Origin of the sequence: Bradyrhizobium sp. UFLA03-84 (genome assembly GCF_002289535.1) — a bacterium.
GTDB lineage: Bacteria > Pseudomonadota > Alphaproteobacteria > Rhizobiales > Xanthobacteraceae > Bradyrhizobium > Bradyrhizobium viridifuturi.
Window position 1 is genome coordinate 1,256,992 of record NZ_NSJY01000014.1, and the last position, 17,147, is coordinate 1,274,138.

Below are 17,147 nucleotides of genomic sequence, written 5' to 3' on the forward strand. Positions count from 1 at the left end.
GTGGTCCGCAGCTCTACAGCAACGGCTCATGGTTCTGTTCCGATGACCGTCGATGAACTGCGTTCGCATCTCCGACGTTTGATCGACACCTATGTGGCGGATCAAATCGTAAAGGTCCGTCTGCTTTCACTGGTGGCGAGGCATGATGTCCCGGCCAAAGGTATCTTGGCCGAACTGGAATCCGCACGGTCCGGAGCAATGAACCAGGTGGATGCAAAAATCGTCAAAGAGATCGCGTTCTATTTTTGCCGAGATATCTTGCTGAACCAATGCATGCCCGGAACGTCTTCGCGCGGGATGATGGTTTCGCTGCCAATGTAATAAGTCACGTCGTTGAGACTGTGAGCTCCGCGTCCGCCATGATGTAGCGGACGTACCGGTAGTCGCGGATGAACGTAATTTCGTCGCCGCGCCACTCGAGCCACATGAAGTAGCTCGGCTTGGTCTCCATGCCGTCCTCGAACACCGCAATAACTTCGCGGCCCTCCAGCCAGGCGGGTGCCAGCCGCACCCGGTCATGTTTCGCGTAGATGCTGAAGAACATCCCGACGTCCGTCCGTCCTGTCCGCACGGCGTGAGCCGATTGATTGAGTTTCACGTCATCCGCCAGCATCGCGCGCAACCCGTCCCAATCCTTCTGGTTGAACAGGGTGACATACCGCATGACCGCTGCGGAGGGCGATCTTGCGTCCGGCGGCCGGGGTGCGGCTGCATTGATCTCACGAAGGCGCGAACGCCCCCGCGCAAGATGCGCCTTCACGGCATCGACGCTGAGATCGAGCAGCGAGGCTATGTCGGCGAGGGGCTCATCGAGGACATCCTTCAGGATGATCACACTGCGTTGCAGAATTGGCAGCTCCGCAAAGCGCGATACCGCTGTCCGCACCGCTTCCTGATGCATCAACTGCTCCACAGGATCAGGGCTTGCTCCGTCGACAACGTCGTACGCCGCCTCGATCGGCTCGGCCGCGCGAATGACCTTGCTGCGCAAGACATCGAGGGCACGGTTATGAGCGATACGGAATAGCCACGCGCGAAGTTGGGGCAATTCGGTCATTGCTTCCAGGGCGACGAAGGCCTTGGCGAAGGTGTCCTGGACGACGTCCTCGCCCTCGATCACCGAGCCCACCAGACGCGAACAATAGCGGTGCAGCTCGGGCCGCAATTCCTCAGCGAGTGCGAGAAGCGCGACCCACCGATTGGTGCTCGAATGGTCTTCACCGCCGGTCAAGCTGCCGCTCCCTCCATCACGGTCACGCCGGCATCGCCGTTGAGTCCGAACACGATGCCGTCGGCGAATTGCTGCTCCTTCAAAATTGAAATCACCAGATCACCGAATTTCCGGGGCGGCATGGGGGCGCCGAAGCGCGCGACGAACTGTTCCGGCGTAATCCCCATCGAGCCCGCATAGGCACCGGCAGCGGCATCTCCGATCCCGGTCCCGAGGATCATCTGCCGTGGCACGATGGCCTGAAAGCGGATGCCGAGATTGAGCTCCTGCGAAATACCGTTGGCATACTTGGCCATGAACCATAGCATTCGCTTGGAACCGCCGTAACCGCCCGACATCTGCGATCCCGTGACAGCGGCGCCGCTCGATCCCACGAGAACCGTGCTGCCCGGCTTCATCGGGAGATTGAGGGCGGCCTGAAGCCAGAACAGGCCCGCCTTGACGTCCGTTTCCCAAACGGCGGAAAAATCCTCCCAGCTCAATTGATCCAGTCGGCCCATCGGCGGCGTGATGCCGGCGTTGAGCGCCAGAATATCCGGCTTGATGTCGGAGAGGATGCGATTGGCGGCGGCGCGATCGGTCACGTCCGCCGAGATCGTTGCTACGCCAAGCCGGTCGCGGACGGCCTTGAGCGAGTCCGTTCCGCGTGCAACGACCGTGACTTTCGCGCCTTCGGCAACAAGCGCTTCGACCAGGCCTAGGCCGAGACCGCGGCTCCCACCGGTGACGACTGCGACTTTTTTCTCGAGGCTCATCTGCTGGCTCCCATGTCCGTATGAAGCCAAGACGATCGAGACCACCGAAAAGAGTCAGAACTAATAGCACCAGAGCTCCAGCGTTTGAGCTGAAGTGGCGGATCGTGGGACGCGCGAAAGCCAGTTGTGGCCCAGGATGAGCGCGCCTCTTCTGGGTGACATGGCGCTTAGAATGTCAGCAGTAGGAAAGCGACGTGAAGGCCGGCCACAACAGCATCGCGGCGAGACCGAGTGTCACGTTCCGCCCTGGCCAGGCGTTGGTCCGGAGGCGGCAGCGCATGCGCCGCCGGCTCCAATGAACTGCTCACATGCGTCCGGTGCTAAATCTCGATCTCCGTGCCGAACTCCACGACCTGGCCGGTCGGCACGCCGAAGAAGGCTGCGGAGCGCTCGGCGTTGCGCTGCAGGAACGCGAACAGCGATTCCCGCCACACCCACATGCCCGGGACGTCCTCGCGCGGGATGATGGTCTCGCGGCCGATGTAATAGGTCACATCGGAGAGGTCGATGCCAGGGAGCTTGCCCTGCCGGCAGGTGAGCTGCAGCCCCTCATAGATCGTCGGGTACTGCATGAAGCCATAGTGCAGGATGATGCGGGTGATGCCTGGGCTGATCTCCATGACCTCGGCGCGGTCCTCGTCGGAGATGCGTGGCAGCTCCTCGATCTGCACGGTGACCAGCAGCACGCGCTCATGCAGCACGTGATTGTGCTTGACGAATTGAGTCAGCGCGAGCGGCACTCCCCTGGGGGCCGATGCCAGGAACACGGCGGTGCCGGGCAGGCGGGCGCTGCATTTGTTGACCGCGGTCTCGATCAGATCCTCTTCGGGCTGTCGCAGCTTGGCGCGTGCCTTCTCGACCAGCTTCACGCCGCCGCGCCAGGTCATCATCAGGAACGCCACCGCAGCGGCGAGTAGCAGCGGGAACCAGCCGCCTTCGAACAGTTTCTCGGTGTTTGCCGCAAAGAAGATCGCGTCGATGATGAAGAAGAAGCCGTTCACCGCGATCACGAGGATCGGCGAATAGCCCCATTGGATCGCGACCAGCGCGGCGAGCAGCGTGGTGATCGCCATCAGCAGCGACACCGCGATGCCGTAGGCGCCGGCGAGTGCGTCCGAGGTGCCGAAGGCGAGCACCGCGCCGAGCGTTCCCGCCGCGAGCAGCCAGTTCACCAGCGGCACGTAGATCTGTCCGATCGCATCGCTCGTGGTGTGCTGGATGTGCATCCGCGGCAGAAAGCCCAGCTGGATCGATTGCTGGGTCAGCGAGAACACGCCGGAGATGATGGCCTGCGAGGCGATCACGGTGGCGAGGGTCGCGAGCAGCACGAGCGGGTAATGCGCCCAGTCCGGGGCAAGCTGGAAGAACGGGTTGTCGATCGAGTTCGGGTCGTTGATCAGTTCGCCGGCCTGGCCGAAATAATTCAGCACCAGCGCGGGCAGGCAGATCGCGAACCAGGCCAGCCGGATCGGGAAGCGGCCGAAATGCCCCATGTCGGCATACATCGCCTCGCCGCCGGTAACGGCGAGGAATGCGGCGCCGAGAATGGCGAAGCTGACGTGGAAGTCCTGGTGGATCAGGAAATCGAACGCATAGAACGGGCTCAGCGCGACTAGCACGCCGGGCGCCTTGACGATGCCATGAATGCCGAGCGCCGCGAGTACGGCGAACCAGAACAGCATCACCGGCCCGAAGATCTTGCCGATGAAGCCCGTGCCCTGCTTCTGCATGAAGAACAGGCCGATGAGGATCACGACGGTGAGCGGCACCACCGCCGGCGTCAGTGAGGGCGCGTCAACCTTCAGACCTTCGATCGCCGACAGCACCGAAATTGCCGGCGTGATCGCGCCGTCGCCATAGAGCAGGGCGGCGCCGATCAGGCCGACCACCAGAAGATGGGAGCGCCAGGTGCCGGGCGCCGCATTGCGCGCCGAGAGCAGCGCCAGCAGCGCGACGATGCCGCCTTCGCCGCGGTTATCCGCGCGCAGGATCAGCATGGCGTATTTGACTGATATGATGAGGATCAGCGCCCACAGGATCAACGAGACCACGCCGAGCACTGCGCTCTGGGTGAGTGGACCCCCATGCGCGGCGGCCTTGGCAGCTTCCTTCAGCGCGTAGAGGGGGCTGGTGCCGATGTCGCCATAGACAACGCCCAGGGCACCCAATGTGACGGCAACCGGGATCGGACTGCTTGGAGGATGGCCGGAAGAAACGATGGCGGGTGTACTGGTCACGGCAATCCCCCGATGGCTAGCACCCGCCGGATCACCCGGTCGGGCGCGTTAGACGATAGTCTGCGACGGGACGTCGCAAATTACCATGGGATTTGCGTGACAGCCTGACCTTACGCGAGGCTGAACGATTTGTTGCTGCGCGCGGTCTCCGCGCGAACCGTTATCCGTCTCGCCTGGAAATTTGTTCTACGGGGTGCGGTCGGCAGTGACGAGACGGGCCTCGCGGACCACCGTCTTGTTGCCGGCGCTGCGCAGGCAGGAGGCCTCGAAGTTCGGCCAGGCCTGCTGCGAGCAGTCCTTGCCGACCGGGTGGATATCGAGACGGTCCGCCTTGGCCAGCGGCTGCGGGGTGGAGGCTTCGACCTGCGGCGCAAAGCCCGGCAGAACGGTCAGCGCGGCGGCAATGAACGCGGCAACGGCGATAGCGGAAAGTGCCTTGATCATGACGGTCCCCATATGAACGAGCCCCCCGGGCCCGTCGTTTCGTTGTCCAATGTCTACCGGCCGTGCGTTTCCTGGTGTCTTCGCCAGGGTCGAAAATGGTTTCGTCGCAGGCCGGCTTTGTTTCGTCCGCCAGCGGCCGACGAAACATTCACCCTCGTAGACGCTGGCATCCCAGGACTCGTTCACTGGGCGAGCCGGAATTTATTTCGCGCGGTCGAGGGAACCCGGGCGGCTTGCCGGGGCGAGCCGGGCGGGTTAGGAGGGACCATGTCCCGTATCGCGATCTATCCCGGCTCCTTCGATCCCGTCACCAACGGCCATCTGGACGTGGTGAGACAGGCCGTCTTCCTCTGCGACCGCCTCATCGTCGCCATCGGCGTTCATCCCGGCAAGAAGCCGCTGTTCTCCACCGAGGAACGGCTGGCCATGGTCCATGAGGTGTTCGGCCCCATCGCCCAGAAGGCGGGCTGCGCCTTCGAAAGCGCGACCTATGACAACCTCACGGTCGCGGCGGCGCGCGCGGCCAAGGCGACACTGATGATTCGCGGCCTGCGCGACGGCACCGATCTCGACTACGAGATGCAGCTGGCCGGCATGAACGAGGCCATGGCGCCCGAGGTGCATACCGTGTTCGTTCCGGCGTCGGTCGCGGTCCGCCCGATCACCGCCACACTGGTGCGCCAAATCGCCCAGATGGGCGGCGACTTCTCTGCATTCGTGCCGTCATCAGTCGCCGCTAGCCTGAAGGCCAAGTTCGCCGGCTGATCCCGGCGGCCTGCCACATCCCGAACGTTACAGAGATCCGGAGTTTCCATGATCCGCATTCTTGCATTCGTTGCCGCGCTGCTCTGCGTCGTGCCCGCGGTCGCGCAGCCGCTGCCCGCCAATCTCGACAAGGCCAATGCGATCGTGATCGACAGCACCAAGGGCCGCATCGTCATCAAGCTGCGCACCGACATCGCGCCGAAGCATGCCGAGCGCATCAAGCAGCTGGCGCGCGAGGGCTTCTACAACAACGTGCCGTTCCATCGCGTGATGGACGGCTTCATGGCGCAGACCGGCGACGGCCAGAACTTCAACGGCACCGGCGGCTCGAAATATCCGAACCTGAAGCAGGAATTCTCGCAGGTCCCGTTCAAGCGCGGCATCGTCGGCATGGCCCGGCGCGGCGACAGCGTCGACAGCGCCAATTCGCAGTTCTTCATCATGTTCGCCGACGGGCCGAGCCTGAACGGGCAATACACCGTAGTCGGCGAGGTGGTGTCGGGCATGGATGTGGTCGACAAGCTGAAGAAGGCGTCCGCGGGCTCCCCCGGCGGCGCCGTCACCGATCCCGACAAGATGGTGAAGGTGCAGGTCGCATCCGACATCAAGTGATCCGCGATGGCGGCGCGCAGCAAGCCACTCGCCTGGTTCGCCGCGCCGCTCGTGGCATGGCTCGCGCTGTCCGGAGCGGCGGCGGCCGAGCCGGAGCAACTCAATTCGATCAGGGACGTTGTACTTGCGATCCACCGCTGCTGGCGACCGCCGCCGCCGGACAAGGCAGGCCCGATCGACATTACCGTCATTGTCAGCTTCAACCGCGAGGGCGCGATCCTCGGACATCCCAGGATCAGCTATGAATCGCAGGAAGCGACCGACAACGACCGGATTGCGTACCGGGTCGCGGTGATGGAGGCGTTGCAACGCTGCACGCCGATGCCATTTTCCGAGAGCCTGGGCGGTGCAGTGGCTGGCCGCCCATTCGCGATCCCGTTCAGGAATAAGAAATATCCACCCCGAAGCCAGGAGAAGCGAGCATGGCTGCTACCGAAAATACTCTGATCCTCGAAACCACCCAGGGCCCGGTCACGATCGAGATGCGTCCGGATCTCGCACCCGGTCACGTCGCGCGGATCAAGGAGCTGGTGCGCGAGGGCTTCTACGACGGCATCGTGTTTCACCGCGTGATCGACGGCTTCATGGCGCAGACCGGCTGCCCGCAGGGCACCGGCATGGGCGGCTCCGGCAAGAAGCTGAAGGCCGAGTTCAACAAGGAGCCGCATGTCCGCGGCACCGCCTCGATGGCCCGCGCCGCCAACCCGGATTCCGGCGACAGCCAGTTCTTCATCTGCTTCGACGACGCCTCCTTCCTCAACGGCCAGTACACGGTCTGGGGCAAGGTCACCGAGGGCATGGAGAACGTCGACAAGATCAAGCGCGGCGAGCCGGTCAAGGATCCGGACAAGATCGTCAAGGCGCGCATGGCCGCCGACGCGGCGTAAGTCACTCGGCGTCATTCCGGGGCACGCGGAGCGTGAACCCTCAGGTGCGCAATTGCGCACCGAGAATCTCGCGCCGCAATCTCGAGGTTCCGGGTTCGATGCTGCGCATCGCCCCGGAACCTCGTGGCGGGTATGCCATGCGCACCGATCTCTTCGATTTCGACCTGCCGCCCGAGAGCATCGCGCTCCGGCCCGCGAGCCCGCGCGATGCCGCGCGGATGCTGGTGGTGCATCCGGACGGCGTGCTGCGCGACGCCACCATTGCCGACCTGCCGCACTGGCTGGAGCCGGGCGATCAGATCGTCGTCAACGACACCAAGGTGATCGCGGCACAGCTCAAGGGCCGCCGCATCGGCCGCGAGACCGAGCCCAAGATCGAGGCGACCTTGATCAAGCGGCTCGACGGCTCGCGCTGGCAGGCGCTGGTGAAGCCGGCGAAGAAGCTCGCGCCGGGCGACACCATCCGCTTCGGCAATGAGGGCAAGGTCTGCCTGCTCGGCAATCTCGATGCGGAGGTCGAGGCCAAGGGGCAGGAGGGCGAGGTGACGCTGTCATTCTCGTTCCATGGCCCGGTGCTCGACCAGGCCATCGCGGATGTCGGCGCCACGCCGCTGCCGCCCTACATCGCCTCCAAGCGCACGCCCGACGACCAGGACGTCAGCGACTACCAGACCATGTTCGCCGCCAATGAGGGCGCGGTGGCGGCGCCGACGGCGGGGCTGCATTTCACGCCGGCGCTGGAAGCCGCGCTGCGCGATCGCGGCGTCACGCTGCATCGGCTGACGCTGCATGTCGGGGCAGGGACGTTCCTGCCGGTGAAGGTGGACGAAACCTCCGAGCACAAGATGCATGCCGAGTGGGGCCGCATCACCGCCGAGACTGCAGCGGCCCTGAATGCCGCGCGCGCAAAGGGGGGCCGGATCGTCGCGATCGGCACCACGTCGCTGCGGCTGCTGGAGAGTGCGACGACACCGGACGGCAAGGTCCAGCCGTTCGACTCGGAAACCTCGATCTTCATCACGCCGGGCTATCGCTTCCGCGCGGTCGATATCCTGCTGACCAATTTCCACCTGCCGCGCTCGACGCTGTTCATGCTGGTCTCGGCCTTCTCAGGCCTCGAGACCATGCAGAACGCCTACGCGCATGCGATCAGGGACGGCTACCGGTTCTATTCGTACGGCGATGCGTGCCTGTTGTTTCGGGCGCGTGAGCCGCGCGGAGACTTAGACCTGTAGCGGCGCAGGGTGGGTAACGGCTTCGCCGAACCCACCCTCGAACCCGACAAGCCCCTCACGCCATCGCGCGTTCGGGCAATAGCTCCGCGATCTGCACCGCGTTCAGCGCAGCGCCCTTGAGCAACTGATCGGCGGCGACGAACATCGAGATCGAATGCCCGCTGGGATCGCTGAGATCCTTGCGGATGCGGCCGACCAGCACGTCGTCCTGGCCGGAAGCGTCGATCGGCATCGGGAAGTAGTTCTTGGCGCGGTCGTCGACGATCTTGACGCCCGGTGCCTGCGCCATGATGGCGCGGACCTGGTCCTCGGTGATCGGCCTCTCGCATTCGAAGGTGATCGCCTCGCAATGCGCGCGCAGCACCGGCACCCGCACGCAGGTGACGCCGATCGCGATCTTCTCGTCCTCGAAGATCTTGCGGGTCTCCTTGATGACCTTGGTCTCTTCGTCGTTGTAGCCGGTCTCCGGATCGACCGCCGTGTTGTGATTGAACAGGTTGAAGGCGTAGGGGTGCGGCATCACCTTCGGGGTGTAGACCTGCCCGTTGAGGTTGGCGCGGGTGGATTCGACGAGTTCCTCCATCGCGGCGGCTCCCGCGCCGCTCGCGGCCTGGTAGGTCGAGATGATCACGCGCTTGATGCGGTTCTTCTGGTGGATCGGCCACAGCGGCACCAGCGCGGTGATGGCGGCGCAGTTCGGGTTGGCGATGATGCCCTTGTGATCGCGGATGCGATTGGCGTTGATCTCGGGGATCACCAGCGGCACGTTCGGGTCCATCCGGAACGCCGAGGAATTGTCGACCACGACAGCGCCGGACTTCACTGCAAGAGGCGCGAACTTCTTCGAGATGCCGCTGCCGGCCGAGAACAGCGCGATGTCGACGCCCTCGAAGGCGCGCTCGGTCAGTTCCTCGATCACGACCGGCTTGCCGCGGAAGCCGATGGTCTTGCCGGCCGAACGGGCGCTCGCCAGCGCCTTCAGCTTGCCGACGCGGAAGCCGCGCTTGTCCATGGTGGCGATGAATTCGGCGCCGACTGCGCCGGTGACGCCGACAATCGCGACGATGGGATCGTTACTCACTTTGTCCTCCATTCGAGTCTCGGTTGAGCATGATCTGATCGGAAAACCGGTTCCCACTTTTCCGGATCATGCTGTTGTGCTGCAGGCAATAAAAAAGCCCCGGACCTTCATCAGGCGGGGCTTCGGGTAGAGATGATGCGGTTCGACCGACTACGCGCGCACGCCTCCCGAGGCCCCGGAGAGCTCAGTGGTTTTGGTGGTGCGTTTGGTCGCGGTGATCATGGTGGCGACTTATGCGGGACAGATCGGCGTCCGTCAACGGCTTTTGGGCGAAAATCTGGCAGGGAAAAACCTTGGCCGGAGAAAACCTGGCGAGAGAAAACCTGGCAGCGTAGCCGGTCTCAGCGCCTGCGCGCGCCCGGCGGCTCCAGGATCACCTCTTTCAGATCGCTGCCGGTGAGCACCACGATGACGAAATTGAGCTTGCCGCGGTCGCGCATCAGGCCGCCGCTGATCGCCTTGCCCGACGTGGTGTGTTCGGCAACCCGCACCGCATCGGCGAGGCGGTGGCGGAGCGCCCTCAGCACCATGAGGTTGCCGCGGTCTTCGGCGTCGAGCGACGTCAGCGGCGAGGCGGCCTCGCCACCCACCACTTCGCCGGTTGCGGCGTCGATGGCGTGCCGCCAGATCCGGTCCTGCTGCATGGTCTTGACCCGGTACACCGCGGGAAACGATGCGCCGTCGAAGCTGATGTCGGCGGTGATCGAGCCGGCGTGCAGCGCCTCGGCGATCGCCATCGCCTTGCGCAGCGAGATCTGGGCGGACTGGAAGCTGTCGAGCTCGCGCCGAACCGCGTGCATGTCGAACGCGCTGTCATTGTCGGGCGGAGTGAGAGCCGCGGCCGCCGAGCTCGTGACCGCATGGGCCGGCGACGCCAAGGGAAGGGCCAGCGCGACGGCTGCAAGCAGCCCCGTTCCGAATGCCCAACGCCGCAGTGCGTGTAGTCGTCCCGTCGTCATGGTCGCATCCGTCGCGTCGAACCGCCGCCCCAGGCAGAGAACTAGGCAGAGAAGATGCGGCCGACCCCCGTTAGTCAGAGGTCGGCCGCCGAACGTTCAGACGAAGCGATGGCGGCTGCTCCGTCGTGACGATCGAAGTCTACAAGGCGACACAAAACCGTTGGGGGCTGAACTAGGTCCCGCGTCTCTTTGCAACTAAACAATACGGTTTCGTTCTGTTTATTCAAGACTCATCACGGCAACGTGTAAGGCGATGAATCGATCCTGCGAAAGTGTCAGCGCGCCGGCCGGCGGCGCGCCTTGCTGGCCTCCCTGGCCGTGTCGTGCAGCCGGTCCCGCGGCCCGACTGCGCCGGCCAGGAACAGCCGGATCGAGACCTCCATCCGCGTCTCGGCCGCCTTCATGTCGATCGGGATCCCGAACGTCGCCATCCGGTGGGTGTGGCCGACCACCATGTTGAGGAAGGTCTCGGCCGCGATCGTGGTGTCCTCGAGATCGAGCACGCCCTTTTCGGCCAGATGGTCGAAGAAATCGGCGGTCGTGGACACGGCCTTCGACCAGCCCTCGTCGACGGCGAGCTTGGCGACCTCGGGGAAGTTGATCGCCTGTGCGGTCAGGATCCGGCTGAAGGCGATCGAGTCGGCGCTGCAATTGAGCACCAGCAGCTGTCGGCCGAGCTCGATCAGCCGTTCTTCGGCCGAGCCATCGCAGTTGCCGTCGCCCCGCGCTTCGGCCGCGGCGGCGGCGAGCGGGGCGAGCCAGCGCGCAATCTCGCGCCGGAGCACCGCCGTGAACAGGCCGCGCTTGTCGCCATATTGGCCATAGACAGTGGGCTTGCTGACGCGGGCGGCCTCGGCCACCGCATCGATCGACGTCGCATCGAAGCCGCGCTCGAGGAACAGGCGGGTGGCGACCTCGATCAGCCGCTGGTCGCGCTCGATCGCAGCGTCCCGGGTCGGCCGCCCGCCACGTGACTTGATCACGCCGCGTTTGGCCGCCTTGTTGGCCGCCTTGGCCCTGGTAGCCGTCAATCCCATTTGCCCATTCATCTCGTTGTGCGTCGGACGGGTCCGTCCGGTCTATAACCCGCGCAGTGCGGATTCGTCCATTCGGCGGTACCCGGGGCAGGCCGCTCAGGGCGGCGTCGCGGTCCAGGCGTGCCCGGCGGCGGCCTTGTCGTAGCCGTACTGGTAAAGCGCGCGCATATAGCCGGTGTCGAAGCCCTGGGTTTCCGCGGCCGGGTAGTCGCGCTCGATATAGGACAGATGGAAGCCGAGGCGGTTGCGCCGGGCGAAATCATAGGTGGACAGAATGACGGAGCGGGTCTGCGCCTGCGTGATCGCGGAAATGCTGCGCGAGGCGACGTCGATCGTCGAATTCGACACCAGCTGGAAATTGCCCTCGAGCTTCTTGTTGACGAGGATGTAGATATTCATGCGGCCATTGGCGGGCCAGGCACGCTCGCGGAACATCAGCGCGTCCGGCAGCGTCAGCACCGGTGCGGTCACGCCGCCGTCGACATGCATCTCCTGGAAGCGCCGGCCTTGGCCCTCGGCGTCGATCATGATCGGCGGAAACACCAGCGGGATGCTGGCGGAGGCCGCCATCACGTCGCGAAACAGCTGCAGCGCCTCGGGCGTGCCGACGGCTGCGATCCGTCCCATGTCCCAGATCACGGTGCGCTGGGTGTCGAGATCGGTGGTGACGATCAGCAGCTTTCGGCCCTTGGCGTTCTCGCGCGCCACCTCGCTCAGGATGTCGTCGCCGACGTAGCGCGCCACCAGCTCGCGCAGCCGCTTGTTGCCGAACAGGCCGGAGCCGAACAGCACCCGCATCAGGCTCGGATCGTCCAGCAGGCTTTCGGCGATGCCTGACGTGTAGACCTCCTTCAGCGTCTCGTCATAGCGCGAGCCGAGGAAGGCAAATGGTGCAATCAGGCCACCGGTGCTGACGCCGGAGACGACCGAGAAGCTCGGACGGTTGCCCGCTGCGGTCCAGCCGTTGAGCACACCTACGCCATAGGCGCCGTCGGCGCCGCCGCCGGAGAGGGCGAGATAGGTCTTGATCGGGGCGATGTTGTCCTTCTCGAGCCGGAATTTGGATGCCGGCTCGTCGGCATAGCGGCGCAGGCCGTCGAGATCGAGCACCCGCGAATTGACGGCGTCGGCAGCCGTGTAGGGCGTCCGCGGCAGCGAGCTGCAGGCCGCAAGGGTGAAGGCGAGCCCGCACAGCAGGGCCAGTTGCCGCATCGCATGAGCTGTTGCCGTCCGATGGCGGACGCGGTCAGGCCGGGCGCTGAAAAGGGAGAACATCTCGGTCTGGTTTGGCGCGGATTGGAGTCGCGGCGGGAAGGTTGGTCGCCATATTGTTGACATAAAACGATACGGTTTCGTTTTGTTTAACCGACGTTCTGTTCCTGGGCAAGCGCTGGTCGGGCCGTTCGCGTTCACGAAGTCGCGGGGAAGCCGTTATCGGACGGGTTGATCGGGCTTCGGCGACACGCAATAAGCAGCCGCATGAATCTTCCCAATCATTTCGAGCTGCTGGCAACCGACGGTGCCGCGCGCACCGGGCGCCTGACGACGCCGCATGGCCCCGTCCGGACACCCGCCTTCATGCCGGTCGGCACCGCCGGTGCGATGAAGGGCATGCATTGGCGCGAGGTGCGCGACGCCGGCGCGGATATCGTGCTCGGCAATACCTATCATTTGATGCTGCGGCCGGGCGCCGAGCGCATTGCCGGGCTTGGCGGCCTGCAGCGCTTCACCGGCTGGGGCGGCCCGATGCTGACGGATTCCGGCGGCTTCCAGGTGATGTCACTCTCGGAGCTGCGCAAGGTGACCGAGAAGGCCGTGACCTTCCGCTCGCATATCGACGGCGCCAAGGTCGAGCTGTCGCCGGAGCGCTCGATCGAGGTGCAGCGGCTGCTCGGCTCCGACATCGCGATGCAGATGGATGAATGCGTGCGGCTGCCGGCCGAGCGCGCCGACGTCGAGCGTGCGATGCAACTGTCGCTGCGCTGGGCCGAACGCTCCAAGCGCGCCTTCGAGAGCGCACCCGACGGCTACATGCTGTTCGGCATCGTGCAGGGCGGCGATGTCCCCGATCTCCGTCGCGCCAGCGCGAGCGGGCTGACGGACATCGGCTTTCACGGCTACGCGATCGGCGGGCTGGCCGTCGGCGAGCCGCAGGCGGTGATGCTGTCGATGATCGAAGAGACCGCGCCGGCGCTGCCTGTCGATCGGCCGCGCTATCTGATGGGCGTCGGCACGCCGGAGGACATCCTGGAGGCGGTGGCGCGCGGCATCGACATGTTCGACTGTGTGATGCCGACACGGAACGGACGCCACGGCATGGCGTTCACCCGGTTCGGGCAGATCAATTTGCGCAACGCCCGCCATATCGACGATCCGCGCCCGCTCGATGAAGAGAGCCCGTGGCCTGCGGCACGCGACTATTCGCGCGCCTATCTGCACCATCTGGTGCGTGCGGGCGAAACACTTGGGGCAATGCTGCTGTCCGAAATCAACGTCGCCTATTACCAGGAACTGATGCAGGGCATCCGCGATGCGGTGGCAAACGGTACGTTCGAGGATTTCAAAACGAAAACGCGCGCCGGTTGGGCGCGCGGTGACATCGCTCCGAGATGAGCTATGTGATCAGTTGCACACGATCGGGATCGGTTTCACCGAGTGCTTGGTCACGAACCCGTAACCGCAATTGTCGCAGGTCCAGAGATAGCTGATCAGATTGTCGAACAGGTAAGCGGACGCCTCCGCCGCGACCATTGAGTCAGCACACACCGGACACGTCGGCAAATCGCTACCGCGCGGATCGGGCCTGGACGCGACGGTCGACAGAACTTCAGCAAGTGCTGGCATGTGCGCCTCCCTTTGCGTTCTAAGCTGCACCTGACGAAAGTGTATATAGACCCATTTGTTTGACCTTGTCGCAACACAAATGCGTAGGTTTTACGTTATTTGTGCGGGTTCTGATTTTGCGATGCAACGAAGATGCAGCGAACGTGCGTCGCAGCGGTTTCTCACTTGCGCGGCATGACGCGCTGCTCCACATGAGAGAAGACCGCATATTTCCAGTACATCCCGCAACAAGGAGCCGCCTGATGGACGCGCCGTCGACAACGAGTGCAGTGCAACCCGGACGCGGCCGCGTCTTTGACTCGATCGTCGATGCGATCGGCTCGACGCCGATCGTGCGGCTGCGCAGACTGCCGCAGGCGAACGGTGTCAACGCGACGATCCTCGCCAAGCTGGAATACTTCAACCCGGCGGCCAGCGTGAAGGATCGCATCGGGGCGGCGATGATCGTGGCGATGGAGAAGGCCGGCATCATCAACGCCGATACCGTGCTGATCGAGCCGACCTCGGGCAACACCGGAATTGCGCTTGCCTATGTCGCGGCATCGCGCGGCTACCGGCTGAAGCTCGTGATGCCGGAATCGATGTCGATCGAGCGGCGGCGGATGCTCGCCTTCCTCGGCGCGGAGATCGTGCTGACGCCGGCGGCGCAGGGCATGAAGGGTTCGATCGCGACTGCCGAAGAGCTCGTGCGCACGACGCCCAACGCGGTGATGCCGCAACAGTTCAAGAACCTCGCCAATCCCGAAATCCATCGCCGCACCACCGCCGAGGAGATCTGGAACGACACCGGCGGCAACATCGATTATTTCGTCGCCGGCGTCGGCACCGGCGGCACCATCACCGGCGTCGGGCAGGTGCTGAAGCCGCGCAAGCCGTCGTTGCGCGTGGTCGCCGTGGAGCCGGAGGAGAGCCCGGTGCTGTCGGGCGGCCAGCACACGCCGCACAAGATCCAGGGCATCGGGGCTGGCTTCATCCCTGACATCCTCGACCGCTCCGTGATCGACGAGATCGTCAAGATCAACAGCGCGACTGCGATCGAGACCGCGCGCGCGCTGGCGCGCAACGAAGGTATCCCCGGCGGTATTTCGTCGGGTGCCGCGATCGCGGCCGCCTTGCAGATCGGCAAGCGGCCGGAAGCTGCGGGCAAGACCATCCTGGCGATTGTGCCGTCATTCTCGGAGCGCTATCTCTCGACAGTGCTGTTTGAAGGAATCTGAGACACAGGAATCCAGGATATGGCCGATCAGCCGAGGCGACCGCGAACCCTGAACGATGCCCGTAGCGAAGCCGAGGCGGCGTTCAAACGCGCCACCACCAAGGTGGCTGACGCGGTGCCAAAGACCGTGGCCGTCCCCGGTGTCCGGGAGCAGGTCACGCTGCGGATCGATCAGGACGTGCTGCAGTATTTCCAGGAGGGCGGCCCCGGCTGGCAGGACCGCATCAACGCGGCGTTGCGCAAGGCCGCCGGGAAGTAAGCCGCTTTGCGGCAGGGAGCCCGGGATGAACCCCGGGCTGCTTGCTATCACCGCGTAACGGCATTGCAGGTCGCGATACGCAGCGTCAGCTCGCGCGCGCTCGCCTTGTCGCGCCCGGCTTCAGGTTCAGCAGGTTGCCGGCCAGGATCATGGCCGCGCCGAGCACCGTATAGGCGTCGAGCTGCTCGGCATAGATCAGCCACCCGGCGATCGCGGTGAGCGGGACGCGGACGAAATCCATCGGGATCACGACGGTCGCGTCGGCGTGGAGCAGGGCGCGCGCCATGCAGTAGTGCGAGAACGTGCCGCAGAATGCGATCACGGCGAGCCAGCCCCAGGTGGAGAGCGGCGGCCAGGTCCAGACATAGAGCGCGGGCCCGATGCTGGCGAGCGACTGCACCACCAGCATCCAGAACATGATCGTCAGCGTCTGCTCGGTCCGCGTCAGCGACTTGACCACGGCGACCGAGATGCCGAAGCCGACCGCTGCGGCGAGCGCGATCAGCTGGCCCGGATTGATCGCACCGGTCGCCGGCCGGACGATGACGACCACGCCGATCACCCCCAGCACGATCGCGACGATCTTCCAGGATGTCATCCGCTCGCCGAGGAAGCTCGCCGCTAGGATCGCGGTCCAGATCGGCATCGTGAATTCGATCGCGACCACCTGGCCGATCGGGATCAAGGTCAGCGCATAGAACCAGCCGAGCTGCGCGCAGAAATGGATCAGATTGCGCGCGACGTGGACGTGGATGCGCTCGGTCTTCACGATCGCGAACCCGCCATTGAGGTGGATCAGCGGATACAGCATCACGAAACCGAGCACGCCGCGCACGGCCATCAACTGGAAGACGTTGACCTCGCGTGTCGCCTCGCGGCCGGCCACCGCCACGATCAGCATCAGCGCGAGCCAACCGGACATCCAGAGCGCTGCGCGGGTCTTTGAGGGTGTCCGATCCATGACGGGGGCAAGGTGCGACGGGACGCCCGGTATCAGCGAGCTGATACGAATTTGCAACGCGCAAATCTGCCGACGTGGTGATGCGTCGGACGCGCGATCGATGCTAAGCAGGACCGGAATAATCACATCAGGAGGATCTGCTCATGCGTGTCTTGCAACCGGCCGAATGGTCGAAACCCCGCGGCTTCGCGCACGGTGTCGCGTTCGACGCCCCGGGAAAATGGATCGTGCTGGCCGGGCAGACCGGTGGGGACGAGAAGGGCGAATACGCGCCCGAGATGGCCGCGCAGGTCGGCACCGCGCTGAAGCGCATCATCAAGCTGCTGAACGAAGCCGGAGCCGGTCCCGAGCACATCGTCCGCCTGACCTGGTACCTGACCAGCCGCAGCGAATACGAGGCCGCGGGCGCCGGCATTGGTGCCGCCTGGAGGGAGACACTCGGGCGCAATTTCCCGCCGTCCACGCTGCTCTATATCGACGGGCTGGTCGATCAGCGCGCCAAGGTCGAGATCGAGGTCACGGCGTTCGTGCCTGCCGCCTAGCGCCGTTGAGGCGTGAGCGATCGCCGCTATGCGGCCAACAAAAAGCCCTCGGGGATGACCCGAGGGCTTCTTCGTTGGCCTA

At 64.7% G+C, this 17,147-nt stretch carries 20 protein-coding genes; 10 read left to right on the forward strand and 10 right to left on the reverse strand.

The features are described from left to right. Positions 1-42 precede the first annotated feature (42 nt). On the forward strand, positions 43-321 hold the full coding sequence (locus tag CK489_RS27490; protein ID WP_095734468.1) for a hypothetical protein: 279 nt from the start codon (positions 43-45) through the stop codon (positions 319-321). Between the two features lie 4 nt (positions 322-325). On the opposite strand, the gene CK489_RS27495 is transcribed toward CK489_RS27490, so the two are convergent. The 4 genes from CK489_RS27495 to CK489_RS27510 all read right to left on the reverse strand — a co-directional run bounded on the left by CK489_RS27495 (position 326) and on the right by CK489_RS27510 (position 4,667). Beyond that, on the reverse strand, positions 326-1,231 hold the full coding sequence (locus CK489_RS27495; RefSeq protein ID WP_095734469.1) for a sigma-70 family RNA polymerase sigma factor: 906 nt from the start codon (positions 1,229-1,231) through the stop codon (positions 326-328). After that, entirely contained in the window at positions 1,228-1,986 is a 759-nt protein-coding gene (locus tag CK489_RS27500) for an SDR family oxidoreductase (protein WP_095734470.1), read from the reverse strand. Before CK489_RS27500 ends, CK489_RS27495 begins: the two co-directional genes overlap by 4 nt. Before the next feature lie 320 nt (positions 1,987-2,306). After that, positions 2,307-4,205, reverse strand: coding sequence for a potassium transporter Kup (locus CK489_RS27505; protein ID WP_050630590.1), 1,899 nt, complete (start codon positions 4,203-4,205; stop codon positions 2,307-2,309). Positions 4,206-4,409: 204 nt separating this feature from the next. Then, positions 4,410-4,667, reverse strand: coding sequence for a hypothetical protein (locus tag CK489_RS27510; protein WP_050630591.1), 258 nt, complete (start codon positions 4,665-4,667; stop codon positions 4,410-4,412). Positions 4,668-4,934: 267 nt separating this feature from the next. Here CK489_RS27510 and coaD point away from each other — a divergent pair, with 267 nt between their 5' ends. The 5 genes from coaD (at position 4,935) to queA (ending at position 8,166) form a co-directional block, all read left to right on the forward strand. Then, entirely contained in the window at positions 4,935-5,432 is a 498-nt protein-coding gene (gene coaD / locus CK489_RS27515) for a pantetheine-phosphate adenylyltransferase (RefSeq protein ID WP_050630580.1), read from the forward strand. Positions 5,433-5,480: 48 nt separating this feature from the next. After that, complete coding sequence (locus CK489_RS27520) at positions 5,481-6,044, forward strand: peptidylprolyl isomerase (RefSeq protein ID WP_050630581.1); 564 nt, start codon at positions 5,481-5,483, stop codon at positions 6,042-6,044. Positions 6,045-6,050: 6 nt separating this feature from the next. Further along, entirely contained in the window at positions 6,051-6,491 is a 441-nt protein-coding gene (locus CK489_RS27525; RefSeq protein ID WP_050630582.1) for a UCP034077 family protein, read from the forward strand. Then, the gene (locus tag CK489_RS27530) at positions 6,467-6,931 is read left to right on the forward strand and encodes a peptidylprolyl isomerase (protein WP_016846097.1); all 465 of its coding nucleotides are present in this window, start codon (positions 6,467-6,469) and stop codon (positions 6,929-6,931) included. Before CK489_RS27525 ends, CK489_RS27530 begins: the two co-directional genes overlap by 25 nt. 137 nt (positions 6,932-7,068) lie before the next feature. Beyond that, complete coding sequence (gene queA, locus CK489_RS27535; protein ID WP_095734471.1) at positions 7,069-8,166, forward strand: tRNA preQ1(34) S-adenosylmethionine ribosyltransferase-isomerase QueA; 1,098 nt, start codon at positions 7,069-7,071, stop codon at positions 8,164-8,166. Between the two features lie 55 nt (positions 8,167-8,221). Here the strand turns inward: queA and CK489_RS27540 are convergent, their stop codons facing one another. From CK489_RS27540 to CK489_RS27555, 4 genes are all read right to left on the reverse strand, one after another. Further along, on the reverse strand, positions 8,222-9,259 hold the full coding sequence (locus CK489_RS27540) for an aspartate-semialdehyde dehydrogenase (RefSeq protein ID WP_095734472.1): 1,038 nt from the start codon (positions 9,257-9,259) through the stop codon (positions 8,222-8,224). Between the two features lie 329 nt (positions 9,260-9,588). Then, the gene (locus tag CK489_RS27545) at positions 9,589-10,206 is read right to left on the reverse strand and encodes a PepSY domain-containing protein (RefSeq protein WP_050630816.1); all 618 of its coding nucleotides are present in this window, start codon (positions 10,204-10,206) and stop codon (positions 9,589-9,591) included. A gap of 275 nt (positions 10,207-10,481) precedes the next feature. Then, positions 10,482-11,243, reverse strand: coding sequence for a TetR/AcrR family transcriptional regulator (locus CK489_RS27550; protein WP_095734473.1), 762 nt, complete (start codon positions 11,241-11,243; stop codon positions 10,482-10,484). A 96-nt stretch (positions 11,244-11,339) separates the two neighbouring features. Then, positions 11,340-12,455: a patatin-like phospholipase family protein gene (locus CK489_RS27555; RefSeq protein ID WP_050630814.1), complete on the reverse strand. Its 1,116-nt coding sequence runs from the start codon at positions 12,453-12,455 to the stop codon at positions 11,340-11,342. A gap of 267 nt (positions 12,456-12,722) precedes the next feature. Here CK489_RS27555 and tgt point away from each other — a divergent pair, with 267 nt between their 5' ends. Further along, positions 12,723-13,856 carry a tRNA guanosine(34) transglycosylase Tgt gene (gene tgt, locus CK489_RS27560; RefSeq protein WP_050630813.1) on the forward strand — a complete coding sequence of 378 codons (1,134 nt, stop codon included), beginning with the start codon at positions 12,723-12,725 and terminating at the stop codon, positions 13,854-13,856. Positions 13,857-13,865: 9 nt separating this feature from the next. On the opposite strand, the gene CK489_RS27565 is transcribed toward tgt, so the two are convergent. Continuing rightward, on the reverse strand, positions 13,866-14,087 hold the full coding sequence (locus CK489_RS27565; protein WP_050630812.1) for a hypothetical protein: 222 nt from the start codon (positions 14,085-14,087) through the stop codon (positions 13,866-13,868). Between the two features lie 242 nt (positions 14,088-14,329). Here CK489_RS27565 and cysK point away from each other — a divergent pair, with 242 nt between their 5' ends. Together cysK and CK489_RS27575 are read left to right on the forward strand one after the other, a co-directional pair. Further along, entirely contained in the window at positions 14,330-15,304 is a 975-nt protein-coding gene (gene cysK / locus CK489_RS27570) for a cysteine synthase A (protein ID WP_050630811.1), read from the forward strand. A gap of 18 nt (positions 15,305-15,322) precedes the next feature. Next, positions 15,323-15,562, forward strand: coding sequence for a BrnA antitoxin family protein (locus CK489_RS27575; RefSeq protein WP_029082626.1), 240 nt, complete (start codon positions 15,323-15,325; stop codon positions 15,560-15,562). 85 nt (positions 15,563-15,647) lie between these two features. Here CK489_RS27575 and CK489_RS27580 read toward each other — a convergent pair whose 3' ends face one another. Continuing rightward, the gene (locus tag CK489_RS27580) at positions 15,648-16,523 is read right to left on the reverse strand and encodes a DMT family transporter (protein ID WP_095734474.1); all 876 of its coding nucleotides are present in this window, start codon (positions 16,521-16,523) and stop codon (positions 15,648-15,650) included. A 143-nt stretch (positions 16,524-16,666) separates the two neighbouring features. Here CK489_RS27580 and CK489_RS27585 point away from each other — a divergent pair, with 143 nt between their 5' ends. Next, positions 16,667-17,065: a RidA family protein gene (locus CK489_RS27585; protein ID WP_095734475.1), complete on the forward strand. Its 399-nt coding sequence runs from the start codon at positions 16,667-16,669 to the stop codon at positions 17,063-17,065. Positions 17,066-17,147 lie beyond the last annotated feature (82 nt).